Genomic DNA, 18,646 nt, shown 5'->3' on the forward strand with positions numbered 1-18,646 from the left:
CTGCTCCCTTTCTATTATTGTATTTTAATGTTCGTAATTTTAGGTAAACCTTCTTACTCTTTGTTCAATCATTTAAATTAATTAATCACTTGCTTGTACGTCCAGTAAATGCACCGATAGAAAAGCAAACAATTGCAACAATTATAATTCCTATCTGACTTAATGGATTACTAGTTGTATACCTAAAATATTCAATAATTACACTCACCATATTACTAGCTGTAAAATCCAAACCTAATGAAACTATAGCCGCTATAATAACAGCAATAGGAACCTGAATTAGGCATATAAGTCCTAATAAAATTCTTATATTTATATTAAAAATTTTTTCTATATAATATTTGTTAAAGCCTGAAATAATAAGCATACTGGTAAACACCGGTATAACCATATAATTCTTTTCTAATTTATATATTGAAAGCCCATAAATAATACTCGAAATGGCACAAATTAATAAAGCAATTAATATTGCTTTACCCATATTATTATCTTGTTTCTCAGAGTTTTCATTCAAAATATCATCATTATCTTTCTGTACAGCTTCACTATTATTTATTTGATCTTCAACAGTTAATGATAGTTTTACAATATCTATATCATTAAAATACATTATTGGTATCTGAAAAGAATACGCTGGTACACCAACTAATGAATTAAAGCTACTGGATATAGATCTCTTTTTATTTACATCTTTTTTAAGTAATATTGCAAGTGCAACATTTTTATTATATTTATATGCTTCTGCTTTGTCTATTTCTCCCCAATAAGCTATTTTACACTTAAATGGTGAAGAAAATTTTATATACTCTGATGTAATTTCAATATAAAACTTTTTTAAAATAACTACTGTTACAAGAAAATATGCAATAAATACGCTTAATACAAGCATAAATAATCCACCAAGTAGTCCAATAATAAAATCATCTTTCATAATAAAAAATAAAAATAAAATTGCAAAACCAGCCATGAGTAACATAAGAAATAAATAACCTATGCTTTTACCTAATTTCAAATTTGATTTTCTAAAAAATGGGACATCATACTTCTCCAATGAAACTTCCTCCTTTGTAAATTCTTAAATACTTTGTAATTATACTATATAACTCCAATACCAATAATTTAAAATAAAAAATAACTTATACACTAATTTACAAAAAATTAATGCATAAGTTATTTTAATTACCGATACTAAATAAATGGAGGCGCCACCCAGATTTGAACTGGGGGTAAAGGTTTTGCAGACCTCTGCCTTACCACTTGGCTATAGCGCCGTATTTTGGTGGCCAGACCAGGAATCGAACCAGGGACACGAGGATTTTCAGTCCTCTGCTCTACCGACTGAGCTATCTGGCCAAAAATACCCGGCAATGACCTACTCTCCCACAGGGCAACCCCTGCAGTACCATCGGCGCTTTGGTTCTTAACCTTCGTGTTCGGTATGGGAACGGGTGTTGCAACCAAGCTATGATCACCGGATTTACATTTTGTTTTTGAAAGTCAAGCTTTCTACTCAACTACTAACTTCCACATGTACCATAATACTTTGAAGCTAGTATTTTGGAACAAGTACAAGTTAAGTTTCGTAAAGAAACTTGTATGTGCTTTCAAAATTGCATAGTAACTTATATATTTACTCTTTATTGGTCAAGCCCTCGACCTATTAGTATCAGTCAGCTTAAAATGTTACCACTCTTACACCTCTGACCTATCAACCTGTTGTTCTTTCAGGGGTCTTACTAACTTATGTTATGGGAAATCTTATCTTGAGGTGGGCTTCACGCTTAGATGCCTTCAGCGTTTATCCCGTCCCGACATAGCTACCCAGCCGTGCCTTTGGTAAGACAACTGGTACACCAGAGGTCAGTCCATCCCGGTCCTCTCGTACTAAGGACAGCTCCTCTCAAATTTCCTTCGCCCGCGACGGATAGGGACCGAACTGTCTCACGACGTTCTGAACCCAGCTCGCGTGCCGCTTTAATGGGCGAACAGCCCAACCCTTGGGACCTACTTCAGCCCCAGGATGCGACGAGCCGACATCGAGGTGCCAAACCTCCCCGTCGATGTGGACTCTTGGGGGAGATCAGCCTGTTATCCCCGAGGTAGCTTTTATCCGTTGAGCGATGACCCTCCCACGAGGAGTCACCGGATCACTAAGCCCGACTTTCGTCTCTGCTCCACTTGTTTGTGTCGCAGTCAGGCTCCCTTCTGCCTTTGCACTCTACGCGCGGTTTCCAACCGTGCTGAGGGAACCTTTGGGCGCCTCCGTTACATTTTAGGAGGCGACCGCCCCAGTCAAACTGCCCACCTAGCTATGTCCCGTGACCAGTTTCATGGCCTCCGGTTAGAACCTCAGTACTGTCAGGGTGGTATCCCAAAGGTGACTCCACAATCCCTGACGGAACTGCTTCCAAGTCTCCCACCTATTCTGTACAGACAATACCGAAATTCAATGCTAAGCTACAGTAAAGCTCTACGGGGTCTTTCCGTCCAATCGCGGGTAGCAAGCATCTTCACTTGCACTACAATTTCGCCGGATTTGCTGTTGAGACAGTGCCCAAATCATTACGCCATTCGTGCGGGTCGGAACTTACCCGACAAGGAATTTCGCTACCTTAGGACCGTTATAGTTACGGCCGCCGTTTACTGGGGCTTAAGTTCATGCCTTCGCTTGCGCTAAGCATTCCCCTTAACCTTCCAGCACCGGGCAGGCGTCAGCTCCTATACTTCAGCTTTCGCTTTAGCAGAAACCTGTGTTTTTGATAAACAGTTGCTTGGGCCTATTCTCTGCGACCTGCTCTCGCAGGCACCCCTTCTCCCGAAGTTACGGGGTCAATTTGCCGAGTTCCTTAACAGCAATTCTTCCGATGGTCTTAGGATTCTCTCCTCACCTACCTGTGTCGGTTTGCGGTACGGGCACAAAACTCCTGGATAGAGACTTTTCTTGGCAGCATGAAATCAGATATTTCGGTAGTAAACTACCTCATCATTACATCCCAGACTTACGAAAAGCGGATTTTCCTGCTTTCCATCCTCAATGCTTAAGCGCACTTCCAATAACATACGCATATCCTATCCTTCTGCGTCATCCCATTTCTCATAACGTTGTTTTGCGGTATCGGAATATCAACCGATTGTCCATCACCTACGCCATTCGGCCTCGGCTTAGGTCCCGACTTACCCTGGGCGGACGAACCTTCCCCAGGAAACCTTAGGTTTTCGACCACTAAGATTCTCACTTAGTTCTCGCTACTTATGCCAGCATACTCTCTCCTGCACAGTCCACCGCTCCTTACGGTACGACTTCAACCCATGCAGGATGCTCCTCTACCACTTGTACATAGTACAAGTCCACAGCTTCGGTGTTAGATTTTAGCCCCGGACATTTTCGGCGCAGGATCTCTTGACTAGTGAGCTATTACGCACTCTTTTAATGTATGGCTGCTTCTGAGCCAACATCCTAGTTGTCTTAGAAATCCCACATCCTTTACCACTTAATCTATACTTTGGGACCTTAGCTGGTGATCTGGGCTGTTTCCCTTTTGACTACGGATCTTATCACTCGCAGTCTGACTACTGTGATTCAAGTATCCAGCATTCGGAGTTTGATAAAGTTCAGTAACTGTTGTCAGCCCCTACCTCATTCAGTGCTCTACCTCCGGTACTCATTCACAGCGCTAGCCCTAAAGCTATTTCGAGGAGAACCAGCTATATCCGAGTTCGATTGGAATTTCTCCCCTATCCACAGTTCATCCCATGGTTTTTCAACACCATTGTGGTTCGGACCTCCACGGAATTTTACTTCCGCTTCACCCTGACCATGGATAGGTCACCCGGTTTCGGGTCTACAGCATGCAACTATGCGCCCTATTAAGACTTGGTTTCCCTTCGGCTGCGCACCTTAAGTGCTTAACCTTGCTGCATACCGTAACTCGCTGGCTCGTTCTACAAAAAGCACATCATCACACGTTAATGTGTTCTGATCGGTTGTGGACACACGGTTTCAGGTTCTATTTCACTCCCCTTCCGGGGTTCTTTTCACCTTTCCCTCACGGTACTGCTTCACTATCGGTCACTAGGTAGTATTTAGCCTTGGGAGGTGGTCCTCCCAGCTTCCCACAAGGTTTCACGTGTCTCGTGGTACTCTGGAACAGATCGGGCTTTTTTCTCTTTTTACCTACAGGACTTTTACCTTCTACGGTTTAACTTTCCAGAAATCTTCGGTTAAGATATAAAGCTTTAATGATCTGCCCGCAACCCCGGAAACAAGTTTCCGGTTTGGGCTCTTTCCCTTTCGCTCGCCGCTACTAAGGAAATCGATTTTTCTTTCTCTTCCTCCGGGTACTTAGATGTTTCAGTTCCCCGGGTTTACCTCTATATACCTATGAATTCAGTATACAGTCCATGGATACAATCCATGGGGGTTTCCCCATTCGGAAATCTTTGGTTCACAGGCTATTTGCGCCTACCCAAAGCTTATCGCAGCTTATCACGTCCTTCTTCGGCTCCTAGTGCCAAGGCATTCACCATGCGCCCTTTGTAGCTTGACCTTAAGTAAATATATTTAAATTCAAACAACAAAGAATTAACTTTGCCTTGCTTTAGAGTATTACTCTTATTCATTACTATGCAATTTTCAAAGTACATTAGAGAGAATTAAGCTCTCAAAATTAAACAGAGAATTAAAAACCTTCGTGGAAATTACATTTCCACGTCGACTCCTTAGAAAGGAGGTGATCCAGCCGCAGGTTCTCCTACGGCTACCTTGTTACGACTTCACCCCAATTATCAACCCCACCTTCGACCGCTGGTTCCAAAAGGTTACCTCACGGGCTTCGGGTGTTGCCGACTCTCATGGTGTGACGGGCGGTGTGTACAAGACCCGGGAACGTATTCACCGCGACATTCTGATTCGCGATTACTAGCAACTCCGGCTTCATGTAGGCGAGTTTCAGCCTACAATCCGAACTGGGATGGGGTTTTGAGTTTGGCTCAACCTTGCGGTTTCGCATCTTTTTGTCCCCACCATTGTAGCACGTGTGTGGCCCTAGACATAAGGGGCATGATGATTTGACGTCATCCCCACCTTCCTCCTGGTTAACCCAGGCAGTCTCACTAGAGTGCTCAACTGAATGTTAGCAACTAATGATAAGGGTTGCGCTCGTTGCGGGACTTAACCCAACATCTCACGACACGAGCTGACGACAACCATGCACCACCTGTCTTCCTGTCCCCGAAGGGATTTCCTCAGTTACGAGTAATTCAGGAGATGTCAAGTCTAGGTAAGGTTCTTCGCGTTGCTTCGAATTAAACCACATGCTCCGCTGCTTGTGCGGGTCCCCGTCAATTCCTTTGAGTTTTAATCTTGCGACCGTACTTCCCAGGCGGAATACTTATTGTGTTAACTGCGGCACAGAAGGAGTCGATACCTCCTACACCTAGTATTCATCGTTTACGGCGTGGACTACCAGGGTATCTAATCCTGTTTGCTCCCCACGCTTTCATGCCTCAGCGTCAGTTACAGTCCAGAAAGCCGCCTTCGCCACCGGTATTCTTCCTAATCTCTACGCATTTCACCGCTACACTAGGAATTCTGCTTTCCTCTCCTGCACTCTAGACATCCAGTTTGAAATGCAGCCCCCAAGTTAAGCCCGGGGATTTCACATCTCACTTAAATATCCGCCTACACATCCTTTACGCCCAGTAAATCCGGACAACGCTTGCCACCTACGTATTACCGCGGCTGCTGGCACGTAGTTAGCCGTGGCTTCCTCCTATGGTACCGTCATTATCGTCCCATAAGACAGAGTTTTACGATCCGAAGACCTTCATCACTCACGCGGCGTTGCTGCATCAGAGTTTCCTCCATTGTGCAATATTCCCCACTGCTGCCTCCCGTAGGAGTCTGGACCGTGTCTCAGTTCCAATGTGGCCGATCACCCTCTCAGGTCGGCTACGCATCGCAGCCTTGGTGAGCCGTTACCTCACCAACAAGCTAATGCGCCGCGGGTCCATCTTACAGCGAATAAATCCTTTGGCTCAAAGATCATGTGATCTCTGAGTATTATGCGGTATTAATCTTCCTTTCGGAAGGCTATTCCCCACTGTAAGGCAGGTTACCCACGTGTTACTCACCCGTCCGCCGCTGGGAACCGAAGTTCCCCGCTCGACTTGCATGTGTTAAGCACGCCGCCAGCGTTCGTCCTGAGCCAGGATCAAACTCTCAATTTAAAAGTTTGACTTAAGCTCATCGCTTATATATTAAATAGAATAAATTCTATTCAAAAGAATTGCTGGTTTATAATTCTCTGTTTAATTTTCAAAGTTCAATTCCTTGCTGTACGAGACAGCTTTTATATAATATCACCTATGAGCTTTCATGTCAACACTTTTTTTTAAGTTTTTCAAAACTTATTAAGTGTTATCATTTGTACTCATTAAATGCTGCTGTCTTGCGACAACGTTTAATATAGTAACATATTCTTTACTTTCATTTATTATTGTACATGTTATTAGGCAAAACTACTTTATTCATACTTACTTATACACTTCAAATTCTCTATTTTACTTATGCAGATACTCTAGGAAATGTGTACATGTCATTGCTTGTAAATACTGGAATTATATCGTTATATTTAGTTAGTTAGCCTTTAAATTTGAAGTTTTGAATCAATAAAAAAGATATGCCTGTGGATCATTTACTATTTTATTGATAAGACATTTAAAATCTTCATAATCATTTTGCTTTAAAAACATACTTATATTTTCATTTCTACATAATTCCCTTACACAATTATTTAAAAACATAATATCTTCAATATTGGTTTTATAACCGTATTGAATAAGAAATACAACTTTAACAAACTCATTATCCCATATTATTGGCTTTTTCAGTAAAAGTGTAACTGCAAAACCATGCTCTGAATATTCTCGCAAAAAATTAGGGAGAGCAACATTGCTATCTGTCTCACTGCTATTTATAGCTTCTCTTATTTCAATATCCTTATAACATCTGTCATCTACAACATTCCTCTTTAACAATTCAGTACATAAAAATTTCAAAACATCTTCCTTTGTATTTAGATCAACATCTTTAAAATATAATTTTTCCGTAAAAATATTATTAATATACAAAGACTTTTCATCCAAATTTAATAATATTCTTTTTACGTTTAATACCTCCTGTTGGCTAAACAATTTACTTATGTATACAGTATTTTTTAAGTTTCTCATATCTTCTGGATCACAATCTGCAATTACACAGTCATAGTCATTGTGTAAAAAGTTCAATTTATTAATATCTTTAATGTCAACATCAACATTAAATGGATGAATACCAGATTTTAATCTTAGTTCTATACTTTTACTTATGGCTACACCCCTTATAGATGAAATTATTAGCACCTTTTTCTTATTAATTTCATCACTGTAATCTGATATTTTACTTCCAACAAAACCTATTATGTGAATTAACTCGTTTTCATTCAATTTAATATTATATTTATCCCATATATAGTAACAAAAAAGTACCGCTACGTTATATCCTATAATGTCACACTTTATTGCTTTTATATCAAACTGAAAATTTATTACTCCAACCTTATCTCTATATATCATTTGAAATATAGCAGCTTGAAATTCATCAATATATTTTTCATTTTCAAGCATATTTATATTAATCTTATCATCTATATACTTAAAAGCTTCCACAGTAATTTTTAAATAGAAATCATAATTATTAGCATTTTTAAATATCTCAATATTATAATTCATACATGAAAATATAACCGAATATAAAGTTTTTATCTCTGCATCATTAATATCCATACAATATAAATTACAAATTAGTTTTTTAATTGTATTCATGTTTTTGAAAACCGATGATGTACTGATCAGCGTATATATTCCATAATCATCAAATTTTTCAATTAACTTTCCAGCCTTTATTCTGTTTATTTGAAACATTATATAAAGAGAAATCTTTTTTATTCCCATAAGTGGTATAGAAATTTCATTTACACTGCACAGTATATCAATAAACTCACTTATTTTCTCCACAGTATCTGCATTTGCCTGTATGAATTTTTCATAATTAACCTCACTAAATTCACCTTCCTTATAATAAAGATGAGAATCCACAAGACACATACGAATATTAAATTCATCTCCAACTACCTTTATTCCATACTTAGGAGTATTTACTACTCTTAATCTATATTTATTAAGGATCTTTCTAGCCTTGGACATATATAAGCTTATGGTTGTCCTGTTCATGAATAAATCATTTGCTATATCGTCTAATTTTATAAAGCCATCGACGGATACTATAGTTCTAATAATATAATAAATTATTGCATTTTTATTAGTCATAAAAAATATTGTTCTTTTACTTTTATCGTTAATATCGTCTTTAAATTTTGAAAATGCCACTTCATCTATAACTTGAATATAGTATCCATAGCTCATCTTTGACTTTATAACAGCACCTTTATCCTTAAGTATCTCATTAATAACTTTAATATCTTTACGTACGGTTTTAGCTGTAACACCACTTATATTTGCAAGAATATCACTGGCTACAATATTGTTTTCATAAAGAAGTATTTTTAATATTTTGGTTTGTCTTTTATTCATATGATATAAATCCATACCCCTTACTCCTTTATATAAAAATAGAGCAAATTAAACTTCACTCTATTTTTATTGATATTATTTTTTATTTTAACACAAATCTTATAATTTATCCTTGCTTTTCATTATAGTATCTATTATATTATCAACTATCTCTTCTGCTTTTCCACATGGTGCATTACTTACATAAGTCTCAAAAGTTTTGCCGTATTCATCTTTTCCTACAAAATAACCATTATAACCATTGGCATAACAAACTATTATTGTGTTTTTATATGGGCTAGCATTTTTTATCTTAAGTCCCAAATTCGAGTCCAATTCTCCTGGAAAATAAACAATACAAAGTTCTCCGTATACTTCTACTTTTATATTGGCAGTAAAATGTAATTCCCCTCCATTAATTTTGCTGTTTATAGCTTCTATTTCTGATATTGGAACCTTGTCCCTTGTCGGATCTGGTTTTCCTCTCCCTTTAATTTTATCTTCAAGGTATTTCCTTCTACTCATAAGATTATCTATATCCGGAATGAAATCTATTTTTTCAGATATACTAAAACTTTTCTTGTAGCTTAAAACAAGCTCATGTTCATCAGTATTACTGCTTATCTGATCAAATAATTCATTTGCAACTCTTTTAACCTCGCTAAAATCTGTTCCTTTTCTGCACATTCTGGTACTTATGTTAGCACATGCACCATTCATAAACATAGGAACTACCTTATGCTTTTCTTTAATTTTATTACTTAATTCACCAAACAAATCTGCACTTATAAGTAAATTATTAGGTCCCAAAATCGTTGGATGGCATGATATATTTAGTACCTCTGCTTGAATTTTATTCTCATTATCATAAAATTTAAATAATGTATATCTCTTATCTGTTACTTTATCCTTATAATTTCTGTTGCTATAAAGACCATCTATAGTTCCCTTTGTATATTTTACATGTACCGGTTTTAAATTTTTAAATAATTCTTTAACACCTTTTAGGATCTCGCTTATTATTTCTTCCTTATAAGTATTTATATCTTCCTCAAGTACAGTAACATTCTTATTAAAAAGTTGAGGTTTTGAAGGATCAAATACAAATTCACTCGGTCCAGAATGTGTATGAATTGTAAATAAATTTATATCATTAATATTAAGTTCTGGATATAAATCTAAAATGTTTTTCTTAATAAGATCAGACAATTTTTCTTCAACCATACACAAATCAAATTGTATAAAAATGCTGCAAAAATTATCATCTTTAAGAAGAAGCATCTTAGTATATAAATCGTCATGTACTCCATTAGATTTTTGACTTCTGACATATCCAGCTAGTGCTGAAGGAAAACTAGGTGTTATTTTAAAATTATGTGTTGAAATATTAAGCATATCAAAATCTCTCCTTTGTAAAAAAACTACCGCATTAAACAATATACAGGTATTGTACATGTTACTTTAATTCAATACGGCAGCTTCTTAAATTTTTATCCCAATATCTGAAGGTTATAAGCGACAATAGCAAACACTATGACTATTAAAATTATCTTTGTTGATGTCATTTTCTTTCTTCCTAAAAGCCAGTAAACTAACCAAGTTAATAAAACTGGTACAAGGTAAGGCATAGCCATGTCTAATGTTGTTTGAATCTTTGAAGTAGCTTTTCCAACTTTAATAACTAGTGGAACATTTGCTTTTACAGTACTAGGTATAAGTGCTCCTATTACTGTAAGACCTAGTATCCCTGCTGACTGAGTTATATTCTTAAGCTGATCACTTAATGAAGTTATAAATTTTATACCTTCTTTATATCCAAGTGTAAATAATAAATATCTTATATAAAGCATTACTGTACCAAATGCAAGTCCTATAAGCATTCCAAGCGGGCTTCCCGATTTCGCCATATAAGCTGCAAGGGCTCCGAACACTGTAAATGGTATTACAAAGAATACTGAATCACCTACTCCAGCTAGAGGTCCCATAAGTCCTGTTTTTATACTATTTGCAGTATTACTATCAGGATTTTGCTGCTTTTCCTCAATCGCTAAAGTAGCGCCCATAATAATTCCACCGGTAATAGGATTAGTGTTAAAGAACTGAAAATGTGCTTTTAGAGCCTTTTTTAATTTTTCCTTATCATTTTTATATATCTTTTCAAGGGCAGGTCCAAGGCACGTTACAACTCCTGCGCTCTGCATAGTTTCATAATTCCAACAGCATTGGTCAAGTGTAATCCATCTAATAGCTGCTTTTCTAACATCCTTTTTAGTTATACTGGAATCCTTTTCATTAGTCTTCGTATCCATCGTCATCATCCTCCTCTTCTATACTTCCTACAGCAGGCACAGCCGCCTTCATTTTGCTTAAACTTTGAAATCTTATGTTTGATTTAAATGATATAATAGCTGCTGATAATCCAATTAAGGCTACTCCTAACATTGGAACCTTAAGATATGCTACTAATACAAAACCAACTATCATAAATGCTATATTTTCTTTTGTAGGCATATATCTTAGAAGAATTGCAATACCAACTATAGGAAGTAATCCGCCAGCTACGCTCATTCCTCCTGTAAACCATTTAGGAAGCATGTTTAAAACATCTGTTATCACACCTTTTCCAAGTGTAACTGCTATAAATACAGGCAGCGCTTTTGATAACACGAGAGGAATTATACCAAATAACATGTTCGTGTACATTTTTTTCATCTTTAAATCGTTTCCATATTTCATTGCTCTGTGTATAAAAAATGTATTTATTATTCTATATAAAATATCAAGCTGCATTGCTAAAAGTGATACTGGTACACTTACTGCTATTCCAGCATTAACTCCCTGACCATTTCCAACTGCAAATGCTGTTCCAATTACCGCACCTGTAAAATAATCTGGCACTGATGCTCCTCCATAAGCACCTATTCCAAGTGACATAAGTTGAAGTGTCGCTCCTACTGCAAGTCCAGTTTTATAATCACCTAATATAAGTCCCGTAAGGAATCCTCCTAAAACTGGAGATGACGCAAATATAAGCCACTGAAGGTTCATTGAATCATAAACAACTATTATAACCATCAAGGTAATTAATAGTGCCTGTATGATAGTAATATTCATATTTATTCCCCCCTACTTTGTATTTTTCTTTAGTAATTCCATAAAATTTTCTGATGGATGCGACGGTACAAGTTGTGCTGTAAGTTTAATCCCCATACCTTCAAGTTTTTTAAATGCCTCAACGTCTTCCTTTGTTACAGATATTGTATTTGTAATCTTTTGTTTTCCTTCACTGTGACTCATGTTGCCAACATTAATCTGTGTAAGTTCTACGCCTAATTCTATTAATTTAACTAAAGTTTCCGGTCTCTTTGCTATAAGGAAAACTCTCTGACCTTCATATTTGCCATTTAGTATATTTGCCGCTGCTTTTTTTGCAGATAATATTGATAATTTCACGCCATCAGGTGTTGCAAGCTTAAGTGACATTTTAACCATATCATCCTTTGCTGCACTGTCATCAACAACCATAATCCTTGAAGCCTTGAGATTATTAGTCCACATAGTAGCAACCTGCCCATGAATAAGTCTTTCATCAATTCTTACATGTATAATCATATAAAGTCCTCCTCATTTTTTATTTAGTCTTCATCTTCAACTTCAAATTTATAAGTATTCATATAACATATATTTTTTCTTGCCTTCTCCACTATTAATGGAATTTCTTCATCTAATTTGCTATCCTTATCAAGTAAAAGTACCTCAAGCACCAACGCTAAATTGAAACCTGATATAACGTGAATTTTATCCTGACCTAATAATTTTATAGCTTCTTGATTAACACTGCCTCCAATTAAGTCTGTAAATATTATAAGTTCGTCACCATAATTAAGTTTCTGTATAAACCTTTTGAGCTTTTCACCTACTGGTTCATTATCAATGTAACAATTAATAAAATATAATTCCTTGTTTTCTCCTGAAAAAAACTCCACTGTATTTTTCATTCCCTCTGCCAGCTTATTATGGGAAATTATTAAGTATTTTCTCACTTTCATCCCTCCTTATGTATAAATTATATAACGTTTTCATTTTTGTGTTAACAAATTTAATTTCCCTTATATAACGGTAATATTATAAATGAAGACTAAACTAATTCAGTCTTCATTATATTGGTTTTATCCTTTTTTCTACTTTGCAAAATCCTCTGTGCAATTCCTTCAAACACAAAAAGTCCGCTCTACTTATTAAGAGCGGGCTTATTTTATCCACAATTCACATTTATTTTTTAAGCTTTCTGTTCATAATTAATGTAGAAAGTTTATTTTTGTGCATAACTTTATTTTTTAGAAATGAAATCATGCTATTTGCTTAATTGGAAGTGTATGATGCCCAATTATAATGTGCATATATTGGTGTTACTCCATCATACCTACCTAACCAAGAATCTACACCAGTTCCTGGCCATAAATTCATCATAATTTTGCCAGAATGTGTTGGAATGTTATTTGTTGCTCTATATACTTCTCTTCCATCAACTAGCCATGCAATATAGTTAGGCTGCCAATTAAAAGCATAAGTATGATACCCCCTTGATGCATCAAACCCTAATCTATAAAGATGTTCATGATTTCCTACTCCATTTGTAAAATAATTAAACTGTACTTCTGTAGTATCTTTTCCTAAAAATTCTATGTCTATTTCATCCCATGGATTATTGTCGCTAGGACCTGTATAAGTAAAGAATGAAGAGTCTACTCCGCTATGACCTGCCGGCTGCATGTTTACCTGATAAAGTCCATAACCATATCTATTAACAGAACGGTATTCCCCTCCTGAATAAGGTGTTGTTCCTCCTTGTGTATCCCTATTTATAGAAAGTGTCATTGTTCCTCCACCAAAGTTTACATTGCCAGCTCTCCAAGTACAATTGAACATATTACCATTTGTCCAACCATCAGACTTTGACCATATACTTGTATTGTAAAAATCAAAGTTATCCGTAAACCTAGTTGATGCAAAAACATTTGTTGACAATAAACTTGTTGAAACCAAAGCACCAAATGTCAATACAGCACAAATTGTAGTTTTTAACTTTTTCTTTAACATACTATTCCTCCTCATACAATAAACTTGCTTATTTTTATGCTATGTAAACGTTTTACATAACTTGTTGTATATATATTGTATTCTCTGGTAACAAGTGTGTCAATTATATTTTATTTGTATTTTTTCTATAAATTTAACATTAGAAAAAATAGCATTGAATTTAAAGCCTAAAACTGTTTTTATCCTACAATATCCTTGAATTCCTTACTTTAACCGTCAAATTATCATCATAATAATTACACCAAAAAGGAGTTCACTAATTATATTTATAAATGAACTCCTACATATAAAATTTATTCTTTATTTTTAGGCAGTAAAACAGATCTCATTACAGAATTTTCACCATATTTTTTTCTTATTGAATCCAGTGCTTTATCCAATGCTTCATTCTTAGGATTGATTTTATTATAATCAAATATAGAAATTTGAGTATTTTTCTCTTTACAGAAACCTGAAAGCTGAACCCCTAAAAGCCGTATAGGCTCCCTCTTCCACATCTCATGAAATATTTTATTTGCAATTGTCATTATATCCTTGGTGCTGTTAATTGGAGTTTTCAGTTTCTTCTGATGGGAATAATTTTTAAAATCATAAGTTCTTATATTCACTGAAATTGATGTACAGTAATTGCTAGAATCTCTAAGCCTTTTGCCAAGCTTTTCACACAAAGCAATAAGCACCTTATGAATTTCTTCAATATTGTTAACATCGCTAGACAAAGTAGTTTCATTACTTATGCATTTCATTTCATCCCTGTATCTGCTTATTTCTGAATTATCTGCTCCATTTGCATATTCCCATATAAGTTTCCCATGACTTTTAAATTTCAGTTTAAGTATATTAACATCATAATTTGCAAGCTCGCCTATGGTATTTATATACATTGCATTTAATTTTCTTTTCATGCTTCTTCCTACCATAAAAAGCTCTCCTACAGGAAGCGGCCACATTTTTTCCTTAATTTCATCCTTATACAAAGTATTTACCTTATCAGGTTTATTCAATTCTGATGCCATTTTCGCCAAAAGTCTATTAGTAGAAACCCCTACGTTAACTGTAAAGCCCAATTCATTTTTTATTCTATCACGTATAATATTTGCAACTTCTACGCTTTCCATTCCCCTTAAATGATTTGTCATATCAAGAAAGCACTCATCAATTGAATATTTTTCTACATCAGGAGTATACCTTTTAAGTAGGTCCATCATGCTATCACTTGATCTTCTATAAATATCAAAACACGGAGGAAAAACTAGAATACTAGGGCATTTTTTTCTGGCATGATAGAGACTTTCTCCTGTTACAATGCCATACTTTTTAGCTGGAGTTGATTTTGCAAGCACTACACCGTGCCTTGTACTTTCATCTCCACCAATAACAGACGGTACTTTCCTTATATCAATTTTTTCGCCATTTTTAAGCTTTTCTACAGCAGTCCATGAAAGAAATGCTGAATTTACATCAACATGAAATATTACCTTACTCACTGTACACCCCTCAAAACAAAATAAAAATTAAGAATTAAGAGTGAAGATTTAAGAATGGATGTAACTTTTTCTCCGCTCCACTACAAAAACTTATAAACTATGAATCACTAATTTCACAGTTCCTATTCTCATATGTTATAATTCCCTAACAACTTCCCCTAAAACCTTCCCAATAGCCTCATGAATAACTAAATCCGCCCTGCTATCAGCAGAAGTTGTGCTTTTATTTATTAGAACAAGGTTATTTCCTCTAAAATAATTAATAAGCCCTGCAGCAGGATATACTACAAGGGAAGTTCCACCGATAATTAAGGTATCAGCTTCAGATATAGCCTTAACTGCACCTTCAATAGTAGCTTCGTTTAAACCTTCTTCATATAAAACCACATCTGGCTTAACCCTTCCGCCGCATTTGGGACAAGTAGGTATTCCTTTAGATTCCAAAATAAATTTCTCATCATAAGAAGCATGGCACTGCATACAATAATTTCTTAGAACTGAGCCGTGAAGCTCAAATACATTTTTACTGCCTGCTGCTTGATGAAGACCATCTATATTTTGAGTAACTATTGCTTTAAGTTTTCCCATTTTCTCAAGCTTTGCAAGAGCTAGATGTGCTGCATTTGGTTTTGCATCAGGATAAACAAGCTTAGATTTATAAAAATTAAAAAATTCTTCAGGATATCTTATAAAAAATGTGTGTGAAACTAATTGCTCTGGAGTGAAATTGATTTTTAATTTTTTACTGTATAAACCATTTGAACTTCTAAAATCCGGTATGTTACTTTCAGTAGAAACTCCAGCCCCTCCAAAGAACACTATATTAGAGCTGTTATCAACTATCTTTTTTAACTCTTCTATCTTATCCAATAACAACATCTCCCTATAAAATTTATTACTTATATTTTATCATAATGAAAGTTATTTGAACTGTATTCGCCTAAATATATTAAAGGACTGACATTTAAATAAATATCAGTCCAATTATAATTTCTATTTTATTTCAACTTTATACTTGTCTTTTAACTGGTCAACATACCAGGTATACTTCATTCTTTGTCTTTCTTGAATTAGCATATTTTTTATAGTATCTTTTATAGCTGGAAATTCCTTTTCAGTAGGTTCAATCTTTCTTTCTACCTTAATTAAATGATATCCAAATTGAGTTTTTACAGGATCACCTACTTCTCCTATCTCCTGCGAAAAAGCAGCATCTTCAAATTCGGGAACCATTTGTCCTCTGGCAAATTCGCCTAAATCGCCGCCTCTTTCTTTTGATGGACAGCTTGAATACTGACGTGCAGCTTCTTCAAATTCTTTTCCTTCTTCTATTTCCTTTTTAATCTTTAATGCTTCTTCTGCTGTTGACACTAAAATATGCTTAGCAGAAACTTTTTCAGGATCTTTAAACTTATCTTTGTTAACTTCGTAATATTTTACAACTTCAGAATCAGCCACTACAACATCCTTAAATACTCTATCAAGAATTGCATGTGTTAAAATTTGCTTTTCTGCATTTTTTAATTGGGCTTTTACATCTTTTTGATCTTTAATATCAGAATCCTTTGCATCATTATAAACAAGTTCAAAGGATATTATTTCATCAAGAAGTTGTTTTCTTCCGTTTTCATTTAAAAAATATTGTCTCCTCTCCTCTGGGAAACTATTTATTGTAGCGTTTAAATCATTTTCTGTTATTTCTTCGCCATTAACAACAGCTAAAACTTTATTTTCCATTTAAATTCTCCTTTTTTCTAAAAAAATTACGTATATACCTTATAATCCTAATTTAAAGCATTATATTATACGTTTAATCATAACACTAAAGGTGTCCTTTATCTACAGCATATTTTATGTTAAATCTACTTTTTACCTTTTATACCATTGTATAACGTTTTCATAAATTGTTCAATGGTTTTTTAGTAAATATGAAAAAATCTTTCCACATAAATATTGACATGCGGAATTATATATCCGTTAAAGCAAGTGCTATAATTATGTCTAAATTTGCATATAAATCTCTCACAATATTGAACTTTTAATAACACTTAGTATATAATAAAAGTGGTTTACTTAAAATTATACATAATAATAAATAATAAGGGTGGTTAACATGAAAATTGTAGTAACAAAGTTTGGGGGCAGTTCTCTCGCCGATTCTAATCAATTTAGAAAAGTAAAAGGAATAATAGATGCAGATAAAAGTCGTAAATACATAATTCCATCTGCACCTGGAAAGAGAAACAGCAAAGATTACAAAATAACTGATCTACTTTATTTGTGTCATGCTCATGTCAAAAATGGTATACCTTTTGATGATGTCTTTAAATTAATTTCTCAAAGGTACATAGAAATAGTAAACGAGCTAAACATAGATATTGATATTAACTATTATCTTACAAAAATCAAAGAAAATATTGAAAATGGGGCTTCAAGTGACTACGCAGCAAGTAGAGGAGAATTTCTAAATGGATTAATCTTATCAAAATATTTAGGTGCTGAATTTATAGATGCTGCTGAGGTTATGTTCTTTGATAAGTCAGGTACATTCGATGAACAAAAGAGCTATGCTAAGATTAAAGAAAGAGTTTTAGCCTGTGATAAAGCTGTTATTCCTGGTTTCTATGGCTCATCCTTTGATGGTGAAGTTAAAACTTTTTCAAGAGGTGGTTCTGACATTACAGGTTCCATAATATCTGCTGGCGTTAATGCCGATTTATATGAAAACTGGACTGATGTTTCAGGCTTCCTAATGGCAGACCCTAGAATAGTTGATAATCCAAAAACTATAGCAAGAATATCTTACAAAGAACTTAGAGAGTTATCCTACATGGGTGCCACTGTTCTTCATGAGGAAGCAATATTTCCTGTAAAAGATTCTGGAATACCAATAAATATTAAAAATACAAATAAACCTTCTGATCCAGGAACTCTTATATTAAGTGATATCCATAAGGAAGTTAACATAGGCACAATAACAGGTATTGCTGGTAAAAAGAACTTCACAGTAATAGCTATAGAAAAAGCTCTTTTAAATAGTGAAATAGGCTTTTGCAGAAGACTGCTTTCTGTGCTTGAAATGTATGGAATATCATTTGAACATATGCCTTCTGGTGTGGATTCCGTTTCTCTTGTTTTAGAGGATTCCGAATTAGATGGAAAATGCGATAAAGTAATAGATGAAATTAAAAAGCAGTGTAATCCTGATTCAATAGAAGTTCATCCTAACATGGCATTAATATCAACAGTAGGTACTGGAATGGCAAAGACTAAAGGAACTGCTGCAAAAATATTTAGTGCTCTTGCAAAAGAAAACATAAATATAAGAATGATAGATCAAGGTTCTAGTGAAATAAATGTAACTGTAGGTATTGAAACGGCTGATTTTGAAAAGGCTGTAAAGTCAATATATAATGCTTTTAATTAACTTTGATTTTAAATAGCAAAAA

The 18,646-nt window shown here is 35.0% G+C and carries 12 protein-coding genes, 2 tRNA genes and 3 rRNA genes; 1 reads left to right on the forward strand and 16 read right to left on the reverse strand.

Translation table 11 applies throughout. From position 1 onward, the window contains the following. Nucleotides 1-85 precede the first annotated feature (85 nt). From BEE63_RS08355 to BEE63_RS08430, 16 genes are all read right to left on the reverse strand, one after another. On the reverse strand, nucleotides 86-1,051 hold the full coding sequence (locus BEE63_RS08355) for a hypothetical protein (RefSeq protein ID WP_066020959.1): 966 nt from the start codon (nucleotides 1,049-1,051) through the stop codon (nucleotides 86-88). Nucleotides 1,052-1,197: 146 nt separating this feature from the next. After that, nucleotides 1,198-1,271, reverse strand: a tRNA-Cys gene (locus BEE63_RS08360). A gap of 6 nt (nucleotides 1,272-1,277) precedes the next feature. Continuing rightward, nucleotides 1,278-1,353: transfer RNA gene (locus tag BEE63_RS08365), tRNA-Phe, on the reverse strand. Between the two features lie 6 nt (nucleotides 1,354-1,359). Further along, nucleotides 1,360-1,476: ribosomal RNA gene (gene rrf / locus BEE63_RS08370) — 5S ribosomal RNA — on the reverse strand. Nucleotides 1,477-1,640: 164 nt separating this feature from the next. Beyond that, nucleotides 1,641-4,547, reverse strand: a 23S ribosomal RNA gene (locus tag BEE63_RS08375). Between the two features lie 176 nt (nucleotides 4,548-4,723). After that, nucleotides 4,724-6,228: ribosomal RNA gene (locus tag BEE63_RS08380) — 16S ribosomal RNA — on the reverse strand. The 16S, 23S and 5S rRNA genes sit together here with 2 tRNA genes alongside, the layout of an rRNA operon. Before the next feature lie 438 nt (nucleotides 6,229-6,666). Beyond that, nucleotides 6,667-8,646 (reverse strand): BglG family transcription antiterminator, encoded by a 1,980-nt coding sequence (locus BEE63_RS08385; RefSeq protein ID WP_066020960.1) that lies wholly within the window; start codon nucleotides 8,644-8,646, stop codon nucleotides 6,667-6,669. Nucleotides 8,647-8,730: 84 nt separating this feature from the next. Beyond that, nucleotides 8,731-10,005, reverse strand: coding sequence for a neutral/alkaline non-lysosomal ceramidase N-terminal domain-containing protein (locus tag BEE63_RS08390; RefSeq protein WP_066020961.1), 1,275 nt, complete (start codon nucleotides 10,003-10,005; stop codon nucleotides 8,731-8,733). A gap of 95 nt (nucleotides 10,006-10,100) precedes the next feature. Then, on the reverse strand, nucleotides 10,101-10,919 hold the full coding sequence (locus BEE63_RS08395) for a PTS system mannose/fructose/sorbose family transporter subunit IID (protein WP_081312499.1): 819 nt from the start codon (nucleotides 10,917-10,919) through the stop codon (nucleotides 10,101-10,103). Further along, entirely contained in the window at nucleotides 10,903-11,724 is an 822-nt protein-coding gene (locus BEE63_RS08400) for a PTS mannose/fructose/sorbose/N-acetylgalactosamine transporter subunit IIC (protein WP_066020963.1), read from the reverse strand. Before BEE63_RS08400 ends, BEE63_RS08395 begins: the two co-directional genes overlap by 17 nt. A gap of 12 nt (nucleotides 11,725-11,736) precedes the next feature. Beyond that, nucleotides 11,737-12,222 (reverse strand): PTS system mannose/fructose/N-acetylgalactosamine-transporter subunit IIB, encoded by a 486-nt coding sequence (locus tag BEE63_RS08405; protein ID WP_066020964.1) that lies wholly within the window; start codon nucleotides 12,220-12,222, stop codon nucleotides 11,737-11,739. A 23-nt stretch (nucleotides 12,223-12,245) separates the two neighbouring features. Further along, nucleotides 12,246-12,653: a PTS sugar transporter subunit IIA gene (locus BEE63_RS08410; protein WP_066020965.1), complete on the reverse strand. Its 408-nt coding sequence runs from the start codon at nucleotides 12,651-12,653 to the stop codon at nucleotides 12,246-12,248. Between the two features lie 319 nt (nucleotides 12,654-12,972). After that, on the reverse strand, nucleotides 12,973-13,710 hold the full coding sequence (bglS, locus tag BEE63_RS08415; protein ID WP_066020966.1) for a beta-glucanase: 738 nt from the start codon (nucleotides 13,708-13,710) through the stop codon (nucleotides 12,973-12,975). Between the two features lie 293 nt (nucleotides 13,711-14,003). Then, nucleotides 14,004-15,197, reverse strand: coding sequence for a Y-family DNA polymerase (locus BEE63_RS08420; protein WP_066020967.1), 1,194 nt, complete (start codon nucleotides 15,195-15,197; stop codon nucleotides 14,004-14,006). 135 nt (nucleotides 15,198-15,332) lie between these two features. After that, nucleotides 15,333-16,076: an NAD-dependent protein deacylase gene (locus BEE63_RS08425; RefSeq protein ID WP_066020968.1), complete on the reverse strand. Its 744-nt coding sequence runs from the start codon at nucleotides 16,074-16,076 to the stop codon at nucleotides 15,333-15,335. Nucleotides 16,077-16,190: 114 nt separating this feature from the next. Continuing rightward, nucleotides 16,191-16,934, reverse strand: coding sequence for a peptidylprolyl isomerase (locus BEE63_RS08430; RefSeq protein WP_066020969.1), 744 nt, complete (start codon nucleotides 16,932-16,934; stop codon nucleotides 16,191-16,193). Nucleotides 16,935-17,310: 376 nt separating this feature from the next. Between BEE63_RS08430 and BEE63_RS08435 the strand changes: the two genes are divergently transcribed. Further along, on the forward strand, nucleotides 17,311-18,624 hold the full coding sequence (locus tag BEE63_RS08435; RefSeq protein ID WP_066020970.1) for an aspartate kinase: 1,314 nt from the start codon (nucleotides 17,311-17,313) through the stop codon (nucleotides 18,622-18,624). Nucleotides 18,625-18,646: the final 22 nt, after the last annotated feature.

This window comes from Clostridium pasteurianum (genome assembly GCF_001705235.1).
GTDB classification, from domain to species: Bacteria; Bacillota; Clostridia; order Clostridiales; family Clostridiaceae; genus Clostridium_S; species Clostridium_S pasteurianum_A.